Here is a 15294-nt window from a genome sequence, read left to right as displayed (position 1 = left end):
CGACGGAGGTGACCACTGATGCACTGATGCAACTACCCGCCTGATCACCAACGAAGGATCACAAACCAGTTACACCACTTCTAGGGGCTTGACCTAGCCGGGGGTGTCGAAGCCTTTGCCGTACATGACGGTCGGGCCTGCACCGTGGCCGTCGTACTTCGCGAGGCCTTCATCTGCCAGCCACTCCCCCACCGCGAGGAGAGTGGGGACGACCTCGACGTCGGTCACAGGCCCGTCTCCCGGACGATGGCCTGCGCGACAATCTGTTCCATCATCGGAGCGAACGAGTTTGCGGGGACTTCCAGGTATTTCGCTTGGCCCCCGTTGGGGTGTTGGTAGCCGAGTTCCTCATGCTGCTTCACGGCGTACGGGGTGTTGAACGATACTGCGGCGTCCAAGCCCTCTTGGGTGGCGCGGCCGGATGCCCGAAGGATGCCGTCCTGCACTGGCGTCTTCTCGATCGCCTGGTCCAACAGGGCTTCGGCGGCCTCGTAGATCCCGGTCTGTGCGGCTTCGGTGATCGCATCCGCCGCGCGGGTGTTCCATTCCAGGGTCATCCGAGGTCCACGCTGTAGAAGTTCGGCGTCAACGGGCCAGCGTCATGCCTGGATTCGGTGATGACCTTCGCTGTCTTCGACCCGAACGACGCAGGCAACGTCACCTTCGACCCGATCGGAATTTGCGGGGTGCCCTCATGCATGGACGCTCGGTTCGCGGACACAACCTGCTGCCCGGAACCATTGAGCACCAACCGGTTCTGCGCGCTCACGCGCGCATTCTCGGTTGTGGGTGCGGCGTAGATAGGGCCGCGAGGACCATCCCCCGTCTTACGCTCCACCGTGATCGAATGAATGAACCAGATTTTCGCGAGGACATCGGCGGCGGTCACCTGCCAGCCACCACCGTCGACCCCAGACCCGCATTGCGGAGATGAGCGAAGGCTGCATCACACAAGGTGTTGATGGCTTTAGCGCGATCCGGTGCCGTCAGATACGTGTCGTAGGACAGGTTCGCACCGTCAATACCGGTCGTTGTGAGACGCGCATCTTGGCCGCCTGCACCCTTCTGCGGGTCGATACCCGCTGCATCCCACGACGCGATCTGTTCACACGCAGCATCCGAGAGCGCTTCACGCAGGTCATCGTCGACCGGCAGACCGGACGGCAACGGCACCCAGCGGTCACACAAGGTGGCTTCCCGCACCAACCCAGCCGCATACCGGTTGAGGGTCGAGAAGTTGTCGGGCGGCGTGTCACCGGTCAACGCTGAGTATTGCGCAGTGGTGGCGTAGACCAGCATCCGTCGCCCCTCTCAAAGATTGTGTGGGTGGAATGCCGAACGCCCCCGTGCGCTATGGCTGCGGGGGCGTTCGACGAACCGGGGGTGTTACTTCTTCGCAGCCGTCCGCCGCGTCGACTTCACCGGCTCGGAGACCAGGTTGTCGGCTGCGTGCTCCGACTCCGCCTTCTCCTGCACCGCATTGTCGTCCGACACGTCACCGGGGCGAACCGGCTGTTCCTTCGCTGCATGGATCTGCGGGGCCACAACCTTCGGGCCGTGCGGATCAGCCTTGCCCGCATTCACGGGCGGTAGGAAGTCCTCGGGCTGCGGGTCGACCGCAGCATCACGGGCCTTCGATCCGACCTGCTCTTCGACGATCTCGCGGGAGTCGATCACGGCCGGGGCGTCGGGCTGGTCGACAGTCTTGCCGTCGACACCGAAGCCCTTCTCCCGCAGATACGCGAGCACGCCGTCGGGGATGTCCTTCGCGTCGGCCTCGCCGTCGGTGAACACCAACGTGGTGGAACCGAACGTCGACGAACCGTTGTAGCCCTCGATCGGGCTCTTAATCTTCGTCATGTACTACGCCTCCTTGTGAACCCCCAAGAAGGCGATAGCAGCTTGGAGGAGTTCGATTCGGTCATCCGCTACACCGAGTAGACGGTTACAGCGGTCGCAGAGAAGCGCCCGCACCTTGCCGGACTTGTGACAGTGGTCGACAACGAGCTTGGCTGTCTCGTTACAGGCTGCGCACTTGCCGTCCTGCGCAACAACCATCCCGTCGTATTGGTCAGCGGTAATGCCGTACTTGCGCAACAACGTGCGGTTTCGTTGACCAGGCTTATGGCATTCCTTGCACCAGGACTCTCGCTTGTCACGCGTGCGAGGGGTGTTCGGAAATTCGTCTAACGGCTTGACGATTTTGCAGTTCTTGCAGGCTTTTTTAGTCGACGTCGGATCACCGGGCACTCGCAACAACTCTGCTGCACCCGGGTCACCGGTCGTCCTCCAGCGCATGTAGTGCGTCGAGCACCATCCGCGGGAGAGGTGAGGTCGAGGGCAACCCTCGATCGTGCACCACTTGAGCCCTTTGACTGTTTTGCGTTGAAGTGGAATGTGAGCCTGAACGTCCCCGGTTTTAGTCCACCTTGAATAGTGGCTTTGGCACCATCCGCGTGTGAGTTGTCCACGGTTGGTGCATCCGGCAACGGAGCAGGTCCGCCAGTAATCCATGCGGTAATTCTACCGCACTTTTAGATTACTGAACGCGCACATTCCGTAGAACAGACGCCGCTTTTGTCGCTTTCAGTGCGACTGCGACGGGGCCGAGTTCGACCTCACCGGTCTTCACAGCGCCCGCGGTCGAGAAGTCGGGGAGCCACGTCTTGACCAGCGAACCACCCGAGGTGGACACGCCGTGGAATCCGTCCATGCCGAAGCGGACGGCGTAGATGTCCGTCGAACCAGCGGCGAGCGCGGGCGGGCCGGTGACAGCCGATGCGCGGACGGGGATGACGTCCGTCGCCGAACCGGCCTTGTAGCCGGCGTCGATGAGCCGGATGTTGCCGTACGACTCCAACATCGTGCCGCGGGGTCCGGGTGCGGACACGAACTGCGAGGTGCGGCGGAGAGCCGACTTGATGCGGTTCAGCGCCTTCTTGTTCGCGATGATCGCGCCGGCTTCACCGTTGAGCTTGCCGATGAGGTCGTCGAGGGTCTCCATCACCAGGTAGGACTTGGTTTCGTCCATCGTGCCGGACCAGTCGTAGGCGGTGGTGTCTTCGGTGGTCGATCCTGCGAGGGCCTTGGACAGGCCGTCGAAGGAGTTGGCGGTGACTGCCGAGTCTCCGTTGATGACGGCGTCACCGAACAGTGCCTGGGTCGACTTGATCTTCTGCGAGAGGTTCAGCGCGACCGATGCGGTTGCGGCTGGGCCGATTCCGGTGAGGATGCGGTCGACCTGGAACGATCCGCCGAGCTGCTTGAGGTCGACGTTGTAGCGCTGGGTGGTGACTTCCTGCGGCGCGTACTCGGCGTTGATGGGGCGGAATGCGGCGGTCGCGAGGGTCGCGAGGCGGGTGTAGCCGTAGGTGAGTACACCGCCGCCACCGATGGGGTTGACGGCGTCGTCGAAGGTCAGCAGATCCATGATCTGGTTCGTGCGGAACTCGTCGATGACGTTGAGGTCGAGGTCGGTGACGGCGTTCTGGGCCGCCTGGGCGAGGGATACAGGCATGATGCCTCCTGGTTGAGTGTCCCCTGGTCAGGCGACTCGGGGTTCGGGTTACTGCTGGTAGTAGCCGTTGACGGCGTCGGTCAGGTTGCCGGCTTTGGCTTTGCCGCCTGCGCCACCTGCCGGTGCACCGCCGGCTGCGGGTGCGGCCTTGGCGAGACGCTTCGCGAGTGCCTTGGCTACGTCGTCGACACGGTCTGCGGCGACTCCGGTGAGGAATGTTTCGACGTCCTCGTCGGAGAGCTTGTACTTGAGTGCTGCACGGAGACGGGCGTTCTCAGCCTTCGTCTCGGCGGCCTCTGTGGCTGCGTCGTCGCGTTCCTTGTTCGCCTTCTGTGTCGCGTCGAGCTTGTCCGCCTCAGCCTTGTCGTGGGCCTCAGCCTTCGACTTGTTCTTCTTGGCGATGTCCTCCCACTTGCGGGCTTCCTTCTTCCAATCCGGCTCTTCCTTGGGGGGATCGGCTGGCGGATCGGTCGGGGGGTCCGTGGGTGGGTCGCTTGGCGGGTCACCTGCGGGAGGATCGGCGGGCGGTTCGACGGACGTGAACTGCTGCTGTTGGGGCTGCTGCGTCCATGCGGTCGCGGTGCCACGGATCAGGGCAGAACGAATCAGGGTGTTGCGCATATCTGCATCTCCATGCGGTGATGGCCCCGTCACCTGTGCAGGTGCGGAGCTGTGTGGTGGAGCGGTGAATCAACCGGCCCGTGCGGGCTCGGAAGTCAGAGGACGGACAGGCGGTCCAGGGTGTGTCCGCCGATAGCTGCGGCGGCTTCCCACTCGGCGCGATTCTCGTCGGTCAACCGGACGGGGTCGCCGGGTGCGCCGGCGGTCTCCGTGTCGTAGTCGGGGTCCATGCCCTTGAGTGCTTCCAACTCGTCGGCGGGTGGTGGGTTTCCGGACACGATCTTCCCGTCGACCGTCAGATACCAGTTGTGGCCGAGGAACAACACTGGCGCGAGCATCACAGGACTCCCAATCTGCCGAACGACCACCGAATGATGTCGGCTGCCTCCACACTGCCACCGGCAACGTTCACGAGGACATCGTCACGACCCTCCACGACCGCGGCATACGATTCGGCGATCCACTCCCGACGACCCGACTGCGGATTACCAGCCGAACCCTGCTTGAAGTAGTCGAAGTACTTGCTGGTGTGCGGGGTGTCGCGGACTTGCCTGTGCGCCCAAATCAGGTACGGGTCGTCGGCTAATTCGGAGACGGTGTGGATGTACGGTGCTTCGCCGTGGTTCTGGACTTCGACGCGGGCAGGTCGGCCCTTGAGGTGGTTGAGGTCCATCGAGTGTGCGAGTTCGTGGGCGATGACGTTGACGGAGCCTTGCATGTCGTTCGCGTTGATGAACACGTGGTTGGCGGTGGGACTGTAGAACGATTCGGTTTCCATTGCGCGGCCGTCGGCGGTGAGTTTGCCTGCGTATTGGGCTGCGAGGCTGGTCTCTCCGGTGTTCCGGGCGACGACGACTTTGGTTCCTGCGCGTTGGATGGATGCGCGTGCAGCCGCCGGGATGGCGTTGGTCTGCCGTTCCACCGATGCTTTCGCGAGGGCGGACAGTTTCGGGCTGTACTCCACATCGAGGGGTATCGCGGCGGCTTTGGGTGCGGGTTTCGGTTTGACGACCTTCGGGGCCTTGGCTGCCACATCCAAGGTGGGGGTCTTGTTGCCGAGGTCGAGTTGTTCGCGGTCACGGCGACGACCGACACCCGTGGTCTCAGTGTGCGCCTTGATTTTCCCTTGCCATTCGCGGACCTTCGCCTGCGCCGCTTTCTTCTCAGCAGGATCGAGGCTCGTGGCTGCGCGGCGCTTCCACTCACGCACGCCACGTTCGAGGCGACGCAACTCTTGAGTGTCTGCGTACCCTTCGTCGTCGGCTTTCGTGGGCGTCGTATCAGTGACGCCAGGAATATAGAGCGAATGTCGGTGGCGGCACGCAGGATGGTGCAACCCCTTCGATTCTGCTTCTGCGAGTGACGCTTTCACCTTCACCGACACCGTACGACCAGTTAACCGCGACGTCTCCGAGATCACGCCGAGTGTGCGCCCGGACAGTGACAGGATCTGTCGTTCGTACGGTTGGCATTGCGGCGCAGGCCGCGGATGCGAGGACACAATCACGAGGTCATACCCACGCTCCGTGAGCCGGTTCGAGTGCGACTGCATCAACGCTTTGGTGGTGCCCGTGCGGATCGCCATCTCCGTGTACGCGGTCAGCGACCACGACTTGCCGCGGCGGTCGAGGAAGCCGGTGATGCCGTTGCGGGTGAACTCGGTGAGCGCGCGTTGGGTGGCCTGCTTGCGTGTCTCTGCACCTGCGACGACTGTCGCTGCACCGCGGGCAACCACCTTGCGGTAGATGTCATCGGTGGCGCGGAGGACACCCTGATCCACTGCTGTGAGTGCACCGGTAGTTTCGGCGAGGAGTGCTGCGATGGCGGGTCCGTCGATCGCAGGAACAGTGCCAGCGTTCACAACGACCTGACCAGCACTGATCCCTTCCGCGATCGCGATGTCCTGTGAGGCTGCGAGGAACCCATCGGTGACGGCGCGTTGGATAGCGGACGCGATCAGCTCGGGGCTTTTGCCTGCCATCTTCGCTGCAATCACACCCGCTTCTTTGCGGAAGCGTTGCAGTTCCATGACCTGCCGTGCAGCCCAATCCGGCGCATCCAGACCCCGTGCGACCTTGTCCGCGATCAATTCCAACAGGATCAGTTCGAGGCGTTGGTATTCGGCAACGAGATCGTCGGCGAACGTGTTGCGTGCGGCCGCCGGGTCCAGCATCAGGTGATTCTATTCGCCGAACGGGGGTGCTTCATTGCCGTCACCCTCAGCATCAGGGTCATCGGCACCGGTCGGGGACTGCTCGTTGCCGCCGAAGCCGCCACCGAACGCAGGCACATCCACCGAAGCCGCGTCGTCGATCAGCTCGACCTCAGCAGTGACCTGATCGTCATCCCAGTCGGGATGCTGCATCTCCACAAGCGTCTTCGTCGACGCTGCCTGCGCCTGACGCAACAGGTTCGCGGTCTCCGCCAACACCCGCGGCGATTCCTTCGACGCCGGCCATTTCAGTTCCAGCTTCTCCGACACCGGAGGCCCACCGAAGACGGCTGCATTGATCTGCAACATCGCTGTATGCAGTTCGTCCAGCTCGGACCAGTGGAGGATCTTCGCACGACGTGTGGTGTGCGTGTCCCTCGTTTTGGCGTCGGTTTCGGTGGCGGTCTGCGCGACCTCATCCGACAGGCCGAACGTGAGCGGGGAGTAGCCGCAGCGGGCGATGATCAACCGGAGCAAACCTTCGTAGGTGGCTGCGTGTTCTTCGACGCGGATCGCGAACTGCTGCGCATCCATGACCGATGAGAGTTCACCCTTGTTGATGAAGTCACCGACCGGGCTGTAGATGGACTGGTCGATGTCCCAGGATGCACCGTCACCACTGCGCCCGTTGGACAGCAACTGGCGGGAGATGAAGACGCGGGCTTTGCCGAGGTCGAGGTCACGCATCCACGACGACCAGACTTTGTCGGCTTCATCCATGAGCCGCATCACCTGAGTGTCCAAGTCTGCACGACCGAGGGGTCGGAGGTCGTCGTTGTTGCGCCACGCCGGGTTCGATCCCATGTTCGGGGCGTACATGAAGTGCCGGTAGTCGGTGGGTACTTCGAAGCCGTTCTCCGTGAGTCCTTCACGCGCGGCAATAGCTTCGGTGGCGGGGTGGGCTGTGAGTTCCATAGCCTGCCCGAGTTTGTCGCGTGTCCCCTGATGCAGGGAATGGAACTCGCGGCCCTTCTCGTAGCGTTGCAGATGCCGCCACACCACACTCGGGGAATCCGAGGCCAACTCCGTCCAGAACGTGACAGCCACCAGTCGGTCCCACACGAACTCGGGGATGGCGCGGTCGGCGTCAACCCAGTCGATCCACGGGCCGTCCTCGAATTGGTTTTTGTCCCAGACGACGCGCCCGTATGCACCCATGAGCATGGACGCGGTTTCGGCGGCTTCGAGGTAGCCGGCATGAGTGCGAGGGTTGTTGGAGAGGGCGTCGATCGCGTCCTGCAATGTTCCGTCGCGCTTCTCGCCGTCTTCGCTTTCGGTGGCGGGTGCGAGGATTTGCGGTGGATCAGCGAACAGGGTGGCTGCTGCGATGCGTGCGATGTCGGCTGCGATGGGTGCGTGGACCCGTGTCGGGCGCTCCCCCACGATCTGCTGCTTCCCCCAGAACGATGCCCACGCCTTACGTGCCCGGTCCTTCACGTTCTGTGACCGGTGTACGTCGCCCTGCGAGCCACCGTAGAAGGCGGCGAGCTTGTCCGGGTCGCCTTCCCACCACACCTGACGTTCCGCGCACGCAGCCATCACAGCTTCGTACGGAACGGGTGGCCAGGGTGAATCCTCGGGGAACATCTACGCAGCCACCTCCTCGGGTAGTCGTTCGCCAATATCAGGAATGAACTCTTGCCACTGCACACGGGATGTCAGGAGGCCGTAACGGCTAGCGTCCAAGCTGTCGTCATCGACCTTCACGGGCTGCTCTTTCCCGCTCTCCGTCTTCTCGGTATCCCACACGTACGACGTGAATTCGTTGATCAGGTGCGTGCAGGATTCGTGGATGAACAATCGTCCCGCGGTGAGTAGTGACGCTGTGAGGCCGATACCGTCGGTGTGACTGTTGTTGGCCTTGATGACTGGACGTAGGCCATCCACGTGCATCTGGTAGCGGAAGCCCTTCGCTGATGGGTCAGCGAAGAAATAGTTGGGCCAGCCGTGCTTGTCGCAGAACGCTCGCAGTGATGCTGTCCGTTGTGCGTGCGTCAGGTCGAGGCTCGGTGCCCACTCAGCGGAGAAGTACAGGTTGTTGTCGACTCCGAGAATGACCTGTATCCCTCGCGTGGGGTGTGTGTCGCCGTAGTCGACACCGACTGCGAGAACCATCTTCGTGGCGGGCAGTTCGGACACGACGTGCTTGTCGATGCTGAACATGGGGTAGATCGCGCCCTCAGCGAGTGACCACTTGCCGAGGATCATGCGTTCGTACCAGAGTCCCGAGTACATCGACATGACATTGCGGTAGTACTTCGGGTTCAGGTTGGCGCGGTTGTCTTCGAGGGTGAATGAGAAGCGGTGCAGGTCAGAGAGTGTCTGTTCGTCGCCCTCTTCTTGCGCTTCGAATTCGTCGTTGCGGTCGAGGATGGTGCCGTCGTGCTGCACCCACAGTTTCGCCTTGTCCAACCACTTGAGCTTGAACCAGTGGCGTGGTCCCTCGGGATTGCACGTTGCCCACATCCGCGCCCCATCTTCGGAGAGACGGGTGGTCAGCATGTTCCAGTACGACTCGGGCAGCGTGGATGCTTCATCGACGTATGCGCCGGCAAGGGTGAGGCCCTGGATCTTCGTGCGTGCCTGCTCGTTGTTCGCGCCGACGAGCATCACTTCGCGGCCGAGGATGTTGACTGTGCCGTTGCCTCGGTTGATGGTGACGCGTTTACGCCCGAGCATGTCCTGGATTGGGAGGACCAGGTTGTTGATGACGGTGCGCTCGGTGCGTCCTGTCATCAGCAGGTTTCCCGGTGGTGCGGTGCGGATGTAGCGAATCCAGTCGATCAGTGTCGCGACGGTCTTACCGGACCGCACTGACCCTTCGTAGATGTTGATGAAGGCGGTGGAGTGTTCAACTGCCAGCTTCGACTTCCCCGACAGGGCGTTGATTGTCATCGTTAGCTCCTGTCATGGCTTCGAGCCACGCATCGACAGCAGGTAGGTCATGACCGTCATTGTGCAACTCCGCCAACTTATTTGCCGCAGCGAGCGCAGTTGAAACAGCCTGAACGATGGCCTTCTGATCACCGAACGTCGGACGCTCCAACTGGTGCTCCGAATACAGGTTATCGCTGCCACCGAATGAGAACACGATCGTCGGGTCCCACAGTTGGTCGAGAAGCTTCCCACCCTCATCGAGCAGTCGCGCTTCAAGCGTTACGCGCTTCGACTTGTTGTCGACGTGGACGGCTTCGGCGGCTTTCGCTGTCATCGAGCGGTCGAATGTGAGCCCGAGCTTGTCAGCCCATCGACTGATCGTCTGTTTCGATCTGCCCATCTGCTTCGCAATGGCGTGCAGCGACTGACCAGACTCGTGAAGCCGAGCCAGTTGGTCACTGTCGCTCTCAGACCAGGGCGCTGCCATCGCTGCTCTCGCGCGCGCGGTGAGGCTGCCAAACGTTTGATCTGATCATGTGGTGCCTCCGTTCCCGCGCGTTGGGGGTCGGGAGTTATTTGGGTGCGAAGAGTTGGGCCGGGTCGTGGCCTCGGGCTGTGATGCCGTCGTTGATGATCGTGTGGGCGTTCTGGGCTGCGTTCGCCCATTGGCCTTGCGGTTGCCAGGTCGGCCCCATGATGCGATGCAAGCGTTTGTCGAGGTCTGCGATTTTGTCGGGGTCTTTGGATAGGCGGAGGTCTTGGAAAGCGGGCACCAGCGATTGCAGTGCGGCCTTCTGGGATGCGTCTGCGTCTTCCGTGGCGGCTGCGACTTTCACGACGAGCACGAGGACGTCATCGGTACGACGCCGAGCGACACTCACCCGAAGACCGGCCTGCGGTCGACGGTCCAGGTGGCGACGTCACCCACTTTGGCGGTGGCGGCTCCGAGGACGGTGGCGATTTCGTCGAAGGCGGTGTTGGCGTCTTTGCCGGCGTCGAGGGCGTTCGAGATCAGTGTTTCGATGCCGCTCGGGTCGCCTTTGGGTGGGGGTTGGAAGCCGATGACACCGGTGTCGGTGACCCAGAGGATGCCGATGGGGACGATCGCCCAACGCCCATGCCCCACACGCTGCAATGGGGTACCAATGTCAGCCACGTCCATGCACCTTCCGATTGTGTTCGTACCAAACCCGGTCACTGGACATGAACGTGGTGGCGATCGAAAAGTCACCTTCTGCTCGGCGGCCCTGGATCAGCTCGGAGAAGTCGCAGCCCTTGTGCCAGCAGTCAATTGCGATGACTGGGGTTCGGACGTCATCCACGGGTCAGCGCCCACAATGCGATCCGACGGAGTACAGCGGCGAACGCGTCAGCGAGCAGGTTCCACATGCTGGCCTCCGGGTGGTTGGTTTCGGTGTCGGGTGCAGCGGACGCCTACCCCGATGAGTGGGTCTTGGGCGCGCTTCACAGGGAAGGGAGTCGCAAAGGCTGTGTTGACAACCGGCACCGAAAGTTGGTTGCGAGCATCAACGGTGGTTGTCTTCACACCGGTCTCGCAAGCGAAGCATACCACGGGATCTCGGACGGATTTGTCAAGCAGAAACCTCGGACATGCGTTGTGACCTGGCGGCTTCCCGTGCGCGCCGTATCGCGAGGACATCCCCGAGCCGGTACACATGCCCCTTCACACCGGGAATCTCGCGGTGCTGCAACGCATTCGCCCCATGACGACGCGTATCGGTCCACGAGTGAATGGTGTCCGCCTTCAACGGCTTCTCCCCCAGCCTCGGCATGATCCCCGACAACTCTCGCGCGGTAAGCAGCATGTCGTACGACAGGTTGATCTTCTCGGTGTCGGGTTCTGCACAGATTTCGTCGGGTGGGAGGTCGACTGTTCGGCGCGCCATTTTGATGTGGTGGCCGATCTGGCCGGGTGCGTTGTCGGCTCCGTCGGTGAGGGCGAGGGCGATGACGTTCCGGTCGAGCCAGGCCGCGAGCGTGAGCGTCGAGGTTGAGCCGGCCCATTCGATTTGTCTCGCCTCGCATACGTCCTGCACCCACCGGAGTAGGCACGCGCACAAGGCGTCGGCGGCTTCGACAGCATCAATGTTGATGGGTAGCGGCATCTCCACCCGCTCCACACTGGTGCGTCCACCGGGTTGCGGGCGTGCGATCCGATCCCGCCGACAGATCGTGACCGCCAAATCCTCCACCAACGACGGGATTTCACGGAGCGACTTCACGAGCTTGCGTTGCCCCTCACGGTCCAGATAGAACGTCTCGCTCATATCGTGATGCCTTTCAGGATGTCGAGGGTTTCGGCTTCGTCGTAGGGGACGTTGAGGGCAACGCTCAAGGTGCGGAGGCAGTCGGAGCCGACGAGTATGGCGACGTTGCGGAAGTATCGTTTCCGACCCCATCTGCGTGCGGCCCGCTCATTCACAGTGCTCATCGGGTGCCTCCGAGTTCGCATGTGGTGTCGAAGCGGTGCATCTCGGAGCAGGCAGGTCCGCATCCTGAACCGGGCATTGATTGAAATGAGCCGCAGTTGCAGTAGTGGAAGCCGCCTGTGTGCCCGCATCGGCAGATGTCGTCAGCGTGAGACCGTGCATCGGCGGCGGTCATCGGATGTCGCGGTTGACGGCGTCGGCGAGCTGTCGGGTGAGTCCTTCGGTGACATAAGCCGCCGTATGCCTTGAGTCGGTGGTGTAGCCGCGGAGCCATCGGCCTGCCTCAGCCCAATCCCTACGATTCGACCAGCGCCACCACGGCTGCACCTGCCCGCGCACGATCTTCGACAGCACGTTCACGGCCCACGCGTTCACATCCCGGCCCATGAACTCCGAGAAGTCCGCGACCGTACGCAGGTAGTTGCCGGCGGGAAGCGCGGTGATCGGGTCACCCCACGCAGCGACCCGGAACGTTGGGATGGTGTTGATGCGTCGTGCGCCGCCGATACCGTAACCCCCAGGATTCGGGCCGATGGTGGTTTGCAGGCCGTCACGCAACGGGTCAGCGATCAGAGCGCATCCGATGACCTTCGCCGAGCGTGGGTGGATTCCAGCGGCCACGTTCCCTGCGATGGTCGCGCCCTGGCTGTAGCCGCCGATGACGACGGCACCGGGGCAGGCGGTGATCGCGTTCAGTAGCGCCCGCTCCCCCGCTTTCACGGACTCGCCGTAGCTCACCTCGCGGCCATAATCTGCGGGAAACGGCACGTAGCAAAAGCGGAAGCGTTTAGGGTCCAAGCGTTTGAGGAAGTCGTCGCTGATGCCTTCACCGCCAGCGTTGAAGGTGCCACCCAACCAGAGGACGTCGATGATTGCGGTCATGCGGTGACCTTCCGTGCGATAGCCCACGTACCAGCAGCGTGAACAGCGATGCTGTGGGTGAAGGCGCTGTCGCCGTACTCCTCGGTGATCGACAAGTGGCCGCCGTCGACCAACCTGTATTCGCTGCCTTCACCGTCGTATGTGGTGACCTGGCCGTCGAGTGCGACTACTTCGATCATGTTGTCTCCCATTCGAGTTCGAGCCAGATGCGGCCGGTTTGGCCTTTGACGGGCGGGTCGATGCGTGGCATGAGTTTCGTCATGTATTGCGGTGTGTCGTCTGGGGTGATGCCGTAGTCGATGAGTCCGTCGCAGATGGCTTTGAGGGTGCCGACGAGGTTGTCTTCATCCCTGCGCCGGCGGTCTCTGGGTTGGTAGACGAGCTGCACTGTGACGTGGTCGAGGTCGCGTGGGAGGTGCGCTGCCATCGCAAGGATGCGTGCGGCTGCCCGCACTTCCTTCACCTTCCGAGCACGCGGACGCCAATGCTGCCGGTCGTTGAGGCTGATCGGTGGCGTCCTCCACGGCATATCCCACCGCAACGTCGTCGGCGTCGTCACGGCTTCTCCCCCTCAGCGGCGGCAGTGAGACGTGCGACCTCGACAGCGCTGTAGAAATGGCCGCTTCCGTAGCAGGCGTAGTCCTGGCGTTCGCCGTACCTCAGGTCGCAGTTGATGCACCGTAGGTCGTTGAGGTCGCAACGGGCGGCCCATCGGCGGTCCAGTTCTTGGTCTTCGCGGTGGGCTGCCAGCTCGTCGGCGCTGGCTTGGTCGATGATGCTGTAGCCGGCGTCCGTCAGCTTCGACACCACATGGGCGGCGAGGTCCTTGATCGTCATGGTGTTCGGGAACGCTCCCCACAGTTGCCCATCCTCGCGTGTGCCGGGTGTTCCTTTCTGGCCCTCAGTTGCGGCCTCCCGCATTCCTTCCGCGATGATGTGTGTGGGGTTCGGTGTGCTCACAACACCACCCCCGACTCAGGTATGTGCCAGCGTCGATGCTCAGGGTGGCCGCAATCGTGGCCGTGATTCTCGCCGTGGTCTGCGTCGTAGTAGCAGTGGCACAGTTCGCCGTCGACATGGACCGCGACGGATGTGCAGCGAGCGCTCCTACCATGCTTCGGCAGGAACTCGTTCATGATCCGGCGAAGCTCGGGAGTTGTTCGCGTGTCCTGAATCCTGGCGGCAGCGCATTCCTCGTGCGTTCCGTTGAACCCGCACTTGCACGACGGACCATCATCGCCCTCCTGCCAATCCGACCAGTCCGGGCCGTGATTGTCGTTGGTGCTCATGGTGTCTCCTGCGGTTCGTCGCCGGTGTGCTCGGTTTCGTTCTCGACCAGCAGGCGTTTGTAGTGCTCGACTACTGACCCGCCTTTCAGTCGCGCGTCGAACGATGCTTGGGTCCAGCACTTCTCACATGCGGCCATCTGGTGTCTCCTGTGGGTCGAGGGCAGCGCGGATCAGCCCCGCCACTTGGTAGCCGTCTGGATCGAGGCCGTCCGACATGTGGACGGATTCGACGATGTCCCGCACCCTGGCGATGGTGTTGTCCCGTTCCCGCACCGCAGCCAACAGGTCACGCACATCACGCTGACTGGCCGAGATGCGGTCGAAGAACGACGATGGAACTTCGATGCGGTAGATGTCCGCCCGCTGGATCGCGCCGCGTGAGTCATCCGCTGCGTTGGCTCGGGCTTCGATCTCCGCGAACTCCCCGGGGGTCACGACGCTTGCTCCGATGTGAACGAAGTTCCATCGCGGTCGATAGCGGTCATCACCGGAAAACCAGTTGAGCCGCCAGCCGTGAACACAACGATCACTGATGGGAACGGAGCATTGTGCGCAGTGGCCTCACCCGATGCTTTGCGTTCGTCGTGCCGCGTATTCGCAAAATGCAGGCGGCGGCGAATGAACCTGACCTCAGCGGCTTTCATCACGAAGTCGTGCCAGTAGGTTGTGTCGGTTCTCGCGGGGATGAGGCAGACGACGGTGGCACCCAGGAGCGATTCTCGGTATGCCTTTTCGATCCAGAGTTTCATGTCTCGCCCGTATGGCGGGTTCATGAATACGGCACCTACCCATGGTTGCGCTAGGCCGTCGTCTTCGCGGGTGAAGAACAGTGGACATTTGGCGTTTCCGTAGTCAGCGCAAGGGTCGAGCGAGAAGTCGAACTCTGCGTGGAGTGTGTCGAACAGGTCTTGTGGTGTTGGCCATTCGTCTGTCGTGGACGTGAACAAGCCGGCGTTTACTGTGCCCATCACTGGCCTCCCACAGCGCGAGCCTCAAGTTCGGCAATGTGTTCGGGGGTGTCGAAGTAGTGCGTCAATCCTTTTGCGGCGTACTCGCAGTAGTACTGGCCCCGTTCCGCATACGTGACGTTGCAGTAGTAGCCGGCGACACCGTTGATGCACCGCATCTCACTGAGATGTCTCCGTGCATCCCGGCTAGCTGCCTCGGCACGTTCGGCTACGAGGTCAACAATTCTGATGTTGGGGAGGGCAGCAACCACAGACGCGCACTCATTCGCAGCCGCAACACCGACGATCGGTGCGAGTGCTTCCGCCAACACCCCCACCACGTGCGCAGACGCGGATACACAGTGGTCAGAGGCGGTTTCTGTGGTTTCCGGGTTGCTCATGCGGGGACTATCTCGTTAACGGTGTTTCGGCCGTTTTCATCAGTAGGTTTCTGATCCGGGCCAACGATCCGCGAACGTGATCGCGAAGGCATTGAGAG

At 62.3% G+C, this 15294-nt stretch carries 25 protein-coding genes; all 25 read right to left on the bottom strand.

The annotated features are described in order from the left end of the window. Window positions 1–93 precede the first annotated feature (93 nt). Window positions 94–228: a hypothetical protein gene (locus ABZ677_RS27375; RefSeq protein ID WP_358375145.1), complete on the bottom strand. Its 135-nt coding sequence runs from the start codon at window positions 226–228 to the stop codon at window positions 94–96. Further along, the gene (locus ABZ677_RS27370) at window positions 225–557 is read right to left on the bottom strand and encodes a hypothetical protein (RefSeq protein WP_358375143.1); all 333 of its coding nucleotides are present in this window, start codon (window positions 555–557) and stop codon (window positions 225–227) included. Before ABZ677_RS27370 ends, ABZ677_RS27375 begins: the two co-directional genes overlap by 4 nt. Beyond that, window positions 554–769 carry a hypothetical protein gene (locus ABZ677_RS27365; protein ID WP_358375141.1) on the bottom strand — a complete coding sequence of 72 codons (216 nt, stop codon included), beginning with the start codon at window positions 767–769 and terminating at the stop codon, window positions 554–556. The genes ABZ677_RS27370 and ABZ677_RS27365 overlap by 4 nt, the downstream gene beginning before the upstream one ends. A 116-nt stretch (window positions 770–885) precedes the next feature. Then, window positions 886–1299, bottom strand: a complete 414-nt coding sequence (locus tag ABZ677_RS27360; protein WP_358375138.1) for a hypothetical protein — start codon at window positions 1297–1299, stop codon at window positions 886–888. A gap of 87 nt (window positions 1300–1386) precedes the next feature. Beyond that, window positions 1387–1860 (bottom strand): hypothetical protein, encoded by a 474-nt coding sequence (locus ABZ677_RS27355; RefSeq protein WP_358375135.1) that lies wholly within the window; start codon window positions 1858–1860, stop codon window positions 1387–1389. Between the two features lie 3 nt (window positions 1861–1863). Next, window positions 1864–2250 (bottom strand): endonuclease VII domain-containing protein, encoded by a 387-nt coding sequence (locus ABZ677_RS27350; protein ID WP_358375133.1) that lies wholly within the window; start codon window positions 2248–2250, stop codon window positions 1864–1866. Window positions 2251–2539: 289 nt separating this feature from the next. Continuing rightward, window positions 2540–3517 (bottom strand): major capsid protein, encoded by a 978-nt coding sequence (locus tag ABZ677_RS27345; RefSeq protein WP_358375130.1) that lies wholly within the window; start codon window positions 3515–3517, stop codon window positions 2540–2542. 48 nt (window positions 3518–3565) lie between these two features. After that, window positions 3566–4138 carry a hypothetical protein gene (locus ABZ677_RS27340; protein ID WP_358375128.1) on the bottom strand — a complete coding sequence of 191 codons (573 nt, stop codon included), beginning with the start codon at window positions 4136–4138 and terminating at the stop codon, window positions 3566–3568. Window positions 4139–4233: 95 nt separating this feature from the next. Then, entirely contained in the window at window positions 4234–4476 is a 243-nt protein-coding gene (locus ABZ677_RS27335) for a hypothetical protein (protein WP_358375125.1), read from the bottom strand. Then, window positions 4476–6311 (bottom strand): phage minor capsid protein, encoded by a 1836-nt coding sequence (locus ABZ677_RS27330; protein WP_358375122.1) that lies wholly within the window; start codon window positions 6309–6311, stop codon window positions 4476–4478. The genes ABZ677_RS27335 and ABZ677_RS27330 overlap by 1 nt, the downstream gene beginning before the upstream one ends. A 9-nt stretch (window positions 6312–6320) precedes the next feature. Then, window positions 6321–7937 (bottom strand): hypothetical protein, encoded by a 1617-nt coding sequence (locus ABZ677_RS27325; RefSeq protein ID WP_358375119.1) that lies wholly within the window; start codon window positions 7935–7937, stop codon window positions 6321–6323. Further along, entirely contained in the window at window positions 7938–9245 is a 1308-nt protein-coding gene (locus ABZ677_RS27320; RefSeq protein ID WP_358375116.1) for a PBSX family phage terminase large subunit, read from the bottom strand. Continuing rightward, window positions 9202–9714 (bottom strand): helix-turn-helix domain-containing protein, encoded by a 513-nt coding sequence (locus ABZ677_RS27315; RefSeq protein ID WP_358375113.1) that lies wholly within the window; start codon window positions 9712–9714, stop codon window positions 9202–9204. The genes ABZ677_RS27320 and ABZ677_RS27315 overlap by 44 nt, the downstream gene beginning before the upstream one ends. Before the next feature lie 85 nt (window positions 9715–9799). Further along, complete coding sequence (locus ABZ677_RS27310; protein ID WP_358375110.1) at window positions 9800–10108, bottom strand: hypothetical protein; 309 nt, start codon at window positions 10106–10108, stop codon at window positions 9800–9802. Further along, on the bottom strand, window positions 10105–10383 hold the full coding sequence (locus ABZ677_RS27305) for a hypothetical protein (protein ID WP_358375107.1): 279 nt from the start codon (window positions 10381–10383) through the stop codon (window positions 10105–10107). Before ABZ677_RS27305 ends, ABZ677_RS27310 begins: the two co-directional genes overlap by 4 nt. Window positions 10384–10819: 436 nt before the next feature. Then, a complete protein-coding gene (locus ABZ677_RS27300) occupies window positions 10820–11515 on the bottom strand; it encodes a hypothetical protein (protein ID WP_358375104.1) in 696 nt (231 codons plus the stop codon). Continuing rightward, the gene (locus ABZ677_RS27295; RefSeq protein ID WP_358375101.1) at window positions 11512–11679 is read right to left on the bottom strand and encodes a hypothetical protein; all 168 of its coding nucleotides are present in this window, start codon (window positions 11677–11679) and stop codon (window positions 11512–11514) included. The genes ABZ677_RS27300 and ABZ677_RS27295 overlap by 4 nt, the downstream gene beginning before the upstream one ends. 169 nt (window positions 11680–11848) lie before the next feature. Next, window positions 11849–12559 carry an alpha/beta fold hydrolase gene (locus tag ABZ677_RS27290; RefSeq protein ID WP_358375099.1) on the bottom strand — a complete coding sequence of 237 codons (711 nt, stop codon included), beginning with the start codon at window positions 12557–12559 and terminating at the stop codon, window positions 11849–11851. After that, window positions 12556–12738, bottom strand: coding sequence for a hypothetical protein (locus tag ABZ677_RS27285; RefSeq protein WP_358375097.1), 183 nt, complete (start codon window positions 12736–12738; stop codon window positions 12556–12558). The genes ABZ677_RS27290 and ABZ677_RS27285 overlap by 4 nt, the downstream gene beginning before the upstream one ends. Then, window positions 12735–13118, bottom strand: a complete 384-nt coding sequence (locus ABZ677_RS27280; RefSeq protein ID WP_358375094.1) for a hypothetical protein — start codon at window positions 13116–13118, stop codon at window positions 12735–12737. The genes ABZ677_RS27285 and ABZ677_RS27280 overlap by 4 nt, the downstream gene beginning before the upstream one ends. Continuing rightward, complete coding sequence (locus ABZ677_RS27275; RefSeq protein ID WP_358375092.1) at window positions 13115–13519, bottom strand: hypothetical protein; 405 nt, start codon at window positions 13517–13519, stop codon at window positions 13115–13117. Before ABZ677_RS27275 ends, ABZ677_RS27280 begins: the two co-directional genes overlap by 4 nt. Beyond that, complete coding sequence (locus ABZ677_RS27270; RefSeq protein ID WP_358375089.1) at window positions 13516–13848, bottom strand: hypothetical protein; 333 nt, start codon at window positions 13846–13848, stop codon at window positions 13516–13518. Before ABZ677_RS27270 ends, ABZ677_RS27275 begins: the two co-directional genes overlap by 4 nt. A gap of 123 nt (window positions 13849–13971) precedes the next feature. Further along, complete coding sequence (locus tag ABZ677_RS27265; protein ID WP_358375086.1) at window positions 13972–14283, bottom strand: hypothetical protein; 312 nt, start codon at window positions 14281–14283, stop codon at window positions 13972–13974. Continuing rightward, complete coding sequence (locus ABZ677_RS27260) at window positions 14280–14816, bottom strand: DNA N-6-adenine-methyltransferase (RefSeq protein WP_358375083.1); 537 nt, start codon at window positions 14814–14816, stop codon at window positions 14280–14282. Before ABZ677_RS27260 ends, ABZ677_RS27265 begins: the two co-directional genes overlap by 4 nt. After that, the gene (locus ABZ677_RS27255; RefSeq protein ID WP_358375080.1) at window positions 14816–15196 is read right to left on the bottom strand and encodes a hypothetical protein; all 381 of its coding nucleotides are present in this window, start codon (window positions 15194–15196) and stop codon (window positions 14816–14818) included. Before ABZ677_RS27255 ends, ABZ677_RS27260 begins: the two co-directional genes overlap by 1 nt. Window positions 15197–15294 lie beyond the last annotated feature (98 nt).

The organism is Rhodococcus sp. NPDC006774, from assembly GCF_040636045.1.
Classification (GTDB): domain Bacteria; phylum Actinomycetota; class Actinomycetes; order Mycobacteriales; family Mycobacteriaceae; genus Rhodococcoides.
This window is presented reverse-complemented; position numbering and strand designations above follow the sequence as displayed.

Coding starts and splice junctions, on each gene's coding strand:
- ABZ677_RS27370 (WP_358375143.1), bottom strand. CDS start 557: ATGACCCTGGAATGGAACACCCGCGCGGCGGATGCGATCACCGAAGCC.
- ABZ677_RS27360 (WP_358375138.1), bottom strand. CDS start 1,299: ATGCTGGTCTACGCCACCACTGCGCAATACTCAGCGTTGACCGGTGAC.
- ABZ677_RS27355 (WP_358375135.1), bottom strand. CDS start 1,860: ATGACGAAGATTAAGAGCCCGATCGAGGGCTACAACGGTTCGTCGACG.
- ABZ677_RS27345 (WP_358375130.1), bottom strand. CDS start 3,517: ATGCCTGTATCCCTCGCCCAGGCGGCCCAGAACGCCGTCACCGACCTC.
- ABZ677_RS27340 (WP_358375128.1), bottom strand. CDS start 4,138: ATGCGCAACACCCTGATTCGTTCTGCCCTGATCCGTGGCACCGCGACC.
- ABZ677_RS27335 (WP_358375125.1), bottom strand. CDS start 4,476: ATGCTCGCGCCAGTGTTGTTCCTCGGCCACAACTGGTATCTGACGGTC.
- ABZ677_RS27330 (WP_358375122.1), bottom strand. CDS start 6,311: ATGCTGGACCCGGCGGCCGCACGCAACACGTTCGCCGACGATCTCGTT.
- ABZ677_RS27325 (WP_358375119.1), bottom strand. CDS start 7,937: ATGTTCCCCGAGGATTCACCCTGGCCACCCGTTCCGTACGAAGCTGTG.
- ABZ677_RS27320 (WP_358375116.1), bottom strand. CDS start 9,245: ATGACAATCAACGCCCTGTCGGGGAAGTCGAAGCTGGCAGTTGAACAC.
- ABZ677_RS27315 (WP_358375113.1), bottom strand. CDS start 9,714: ATGGCAGCGCCCTGGTCTGAGAGCGACAGTGACCAACTGGCTCGGCTT.
- ABZ677_RS27300 (WP_358375104.1), bottom strand. CDS start 11,515: ATGAGCGAGACGTTCTATCTGGACCGTGAGGGGCAACGCAAGCTCGTG.
- ABZ677_RS27295 (WP_358375101.1), bottom strand. CDS start 11,679: ATGAGCACTGTGAATGAGCGGGCCGCACGCAGATGGGGTCGGAAACGA.
- ABZ677_RS27290 (WP_358375099.1), bottom strand. CDS start 12,559: ATGACCGCAATCATCGACGTCCTCTGGTTGGGTGGCACCTTCAACGCT.
- ABZ677_RS27285 (WP_358375097.1), bottom strand. CDS start 12,738: ATGATCGAAGTAGTCGCACTCGACGGCCAGGTCACCACATACGACGGT.
- ABZ677_RS27270 (WP_358375089.1), bottom strand. CDS start 13,848: ATGAGCACCAACGACAATCACGGCCCGGACTGGTCGGATTGGCAGGAG.
- ABZ677_RS27260 (WP_358375083.1), bottom strand. CDS start 14,816: ATGGGCACAGTAAACGCCGGCTTGTTCACGTCCACGACAGACGAATGG.
- ABZ677_RS27255 (WP_358375080.1), bottom strand. CDS start 15,196: ATGAGCAACCCGGAAACCACAGAAACCGCCTCTGACCACTGTGTATCC.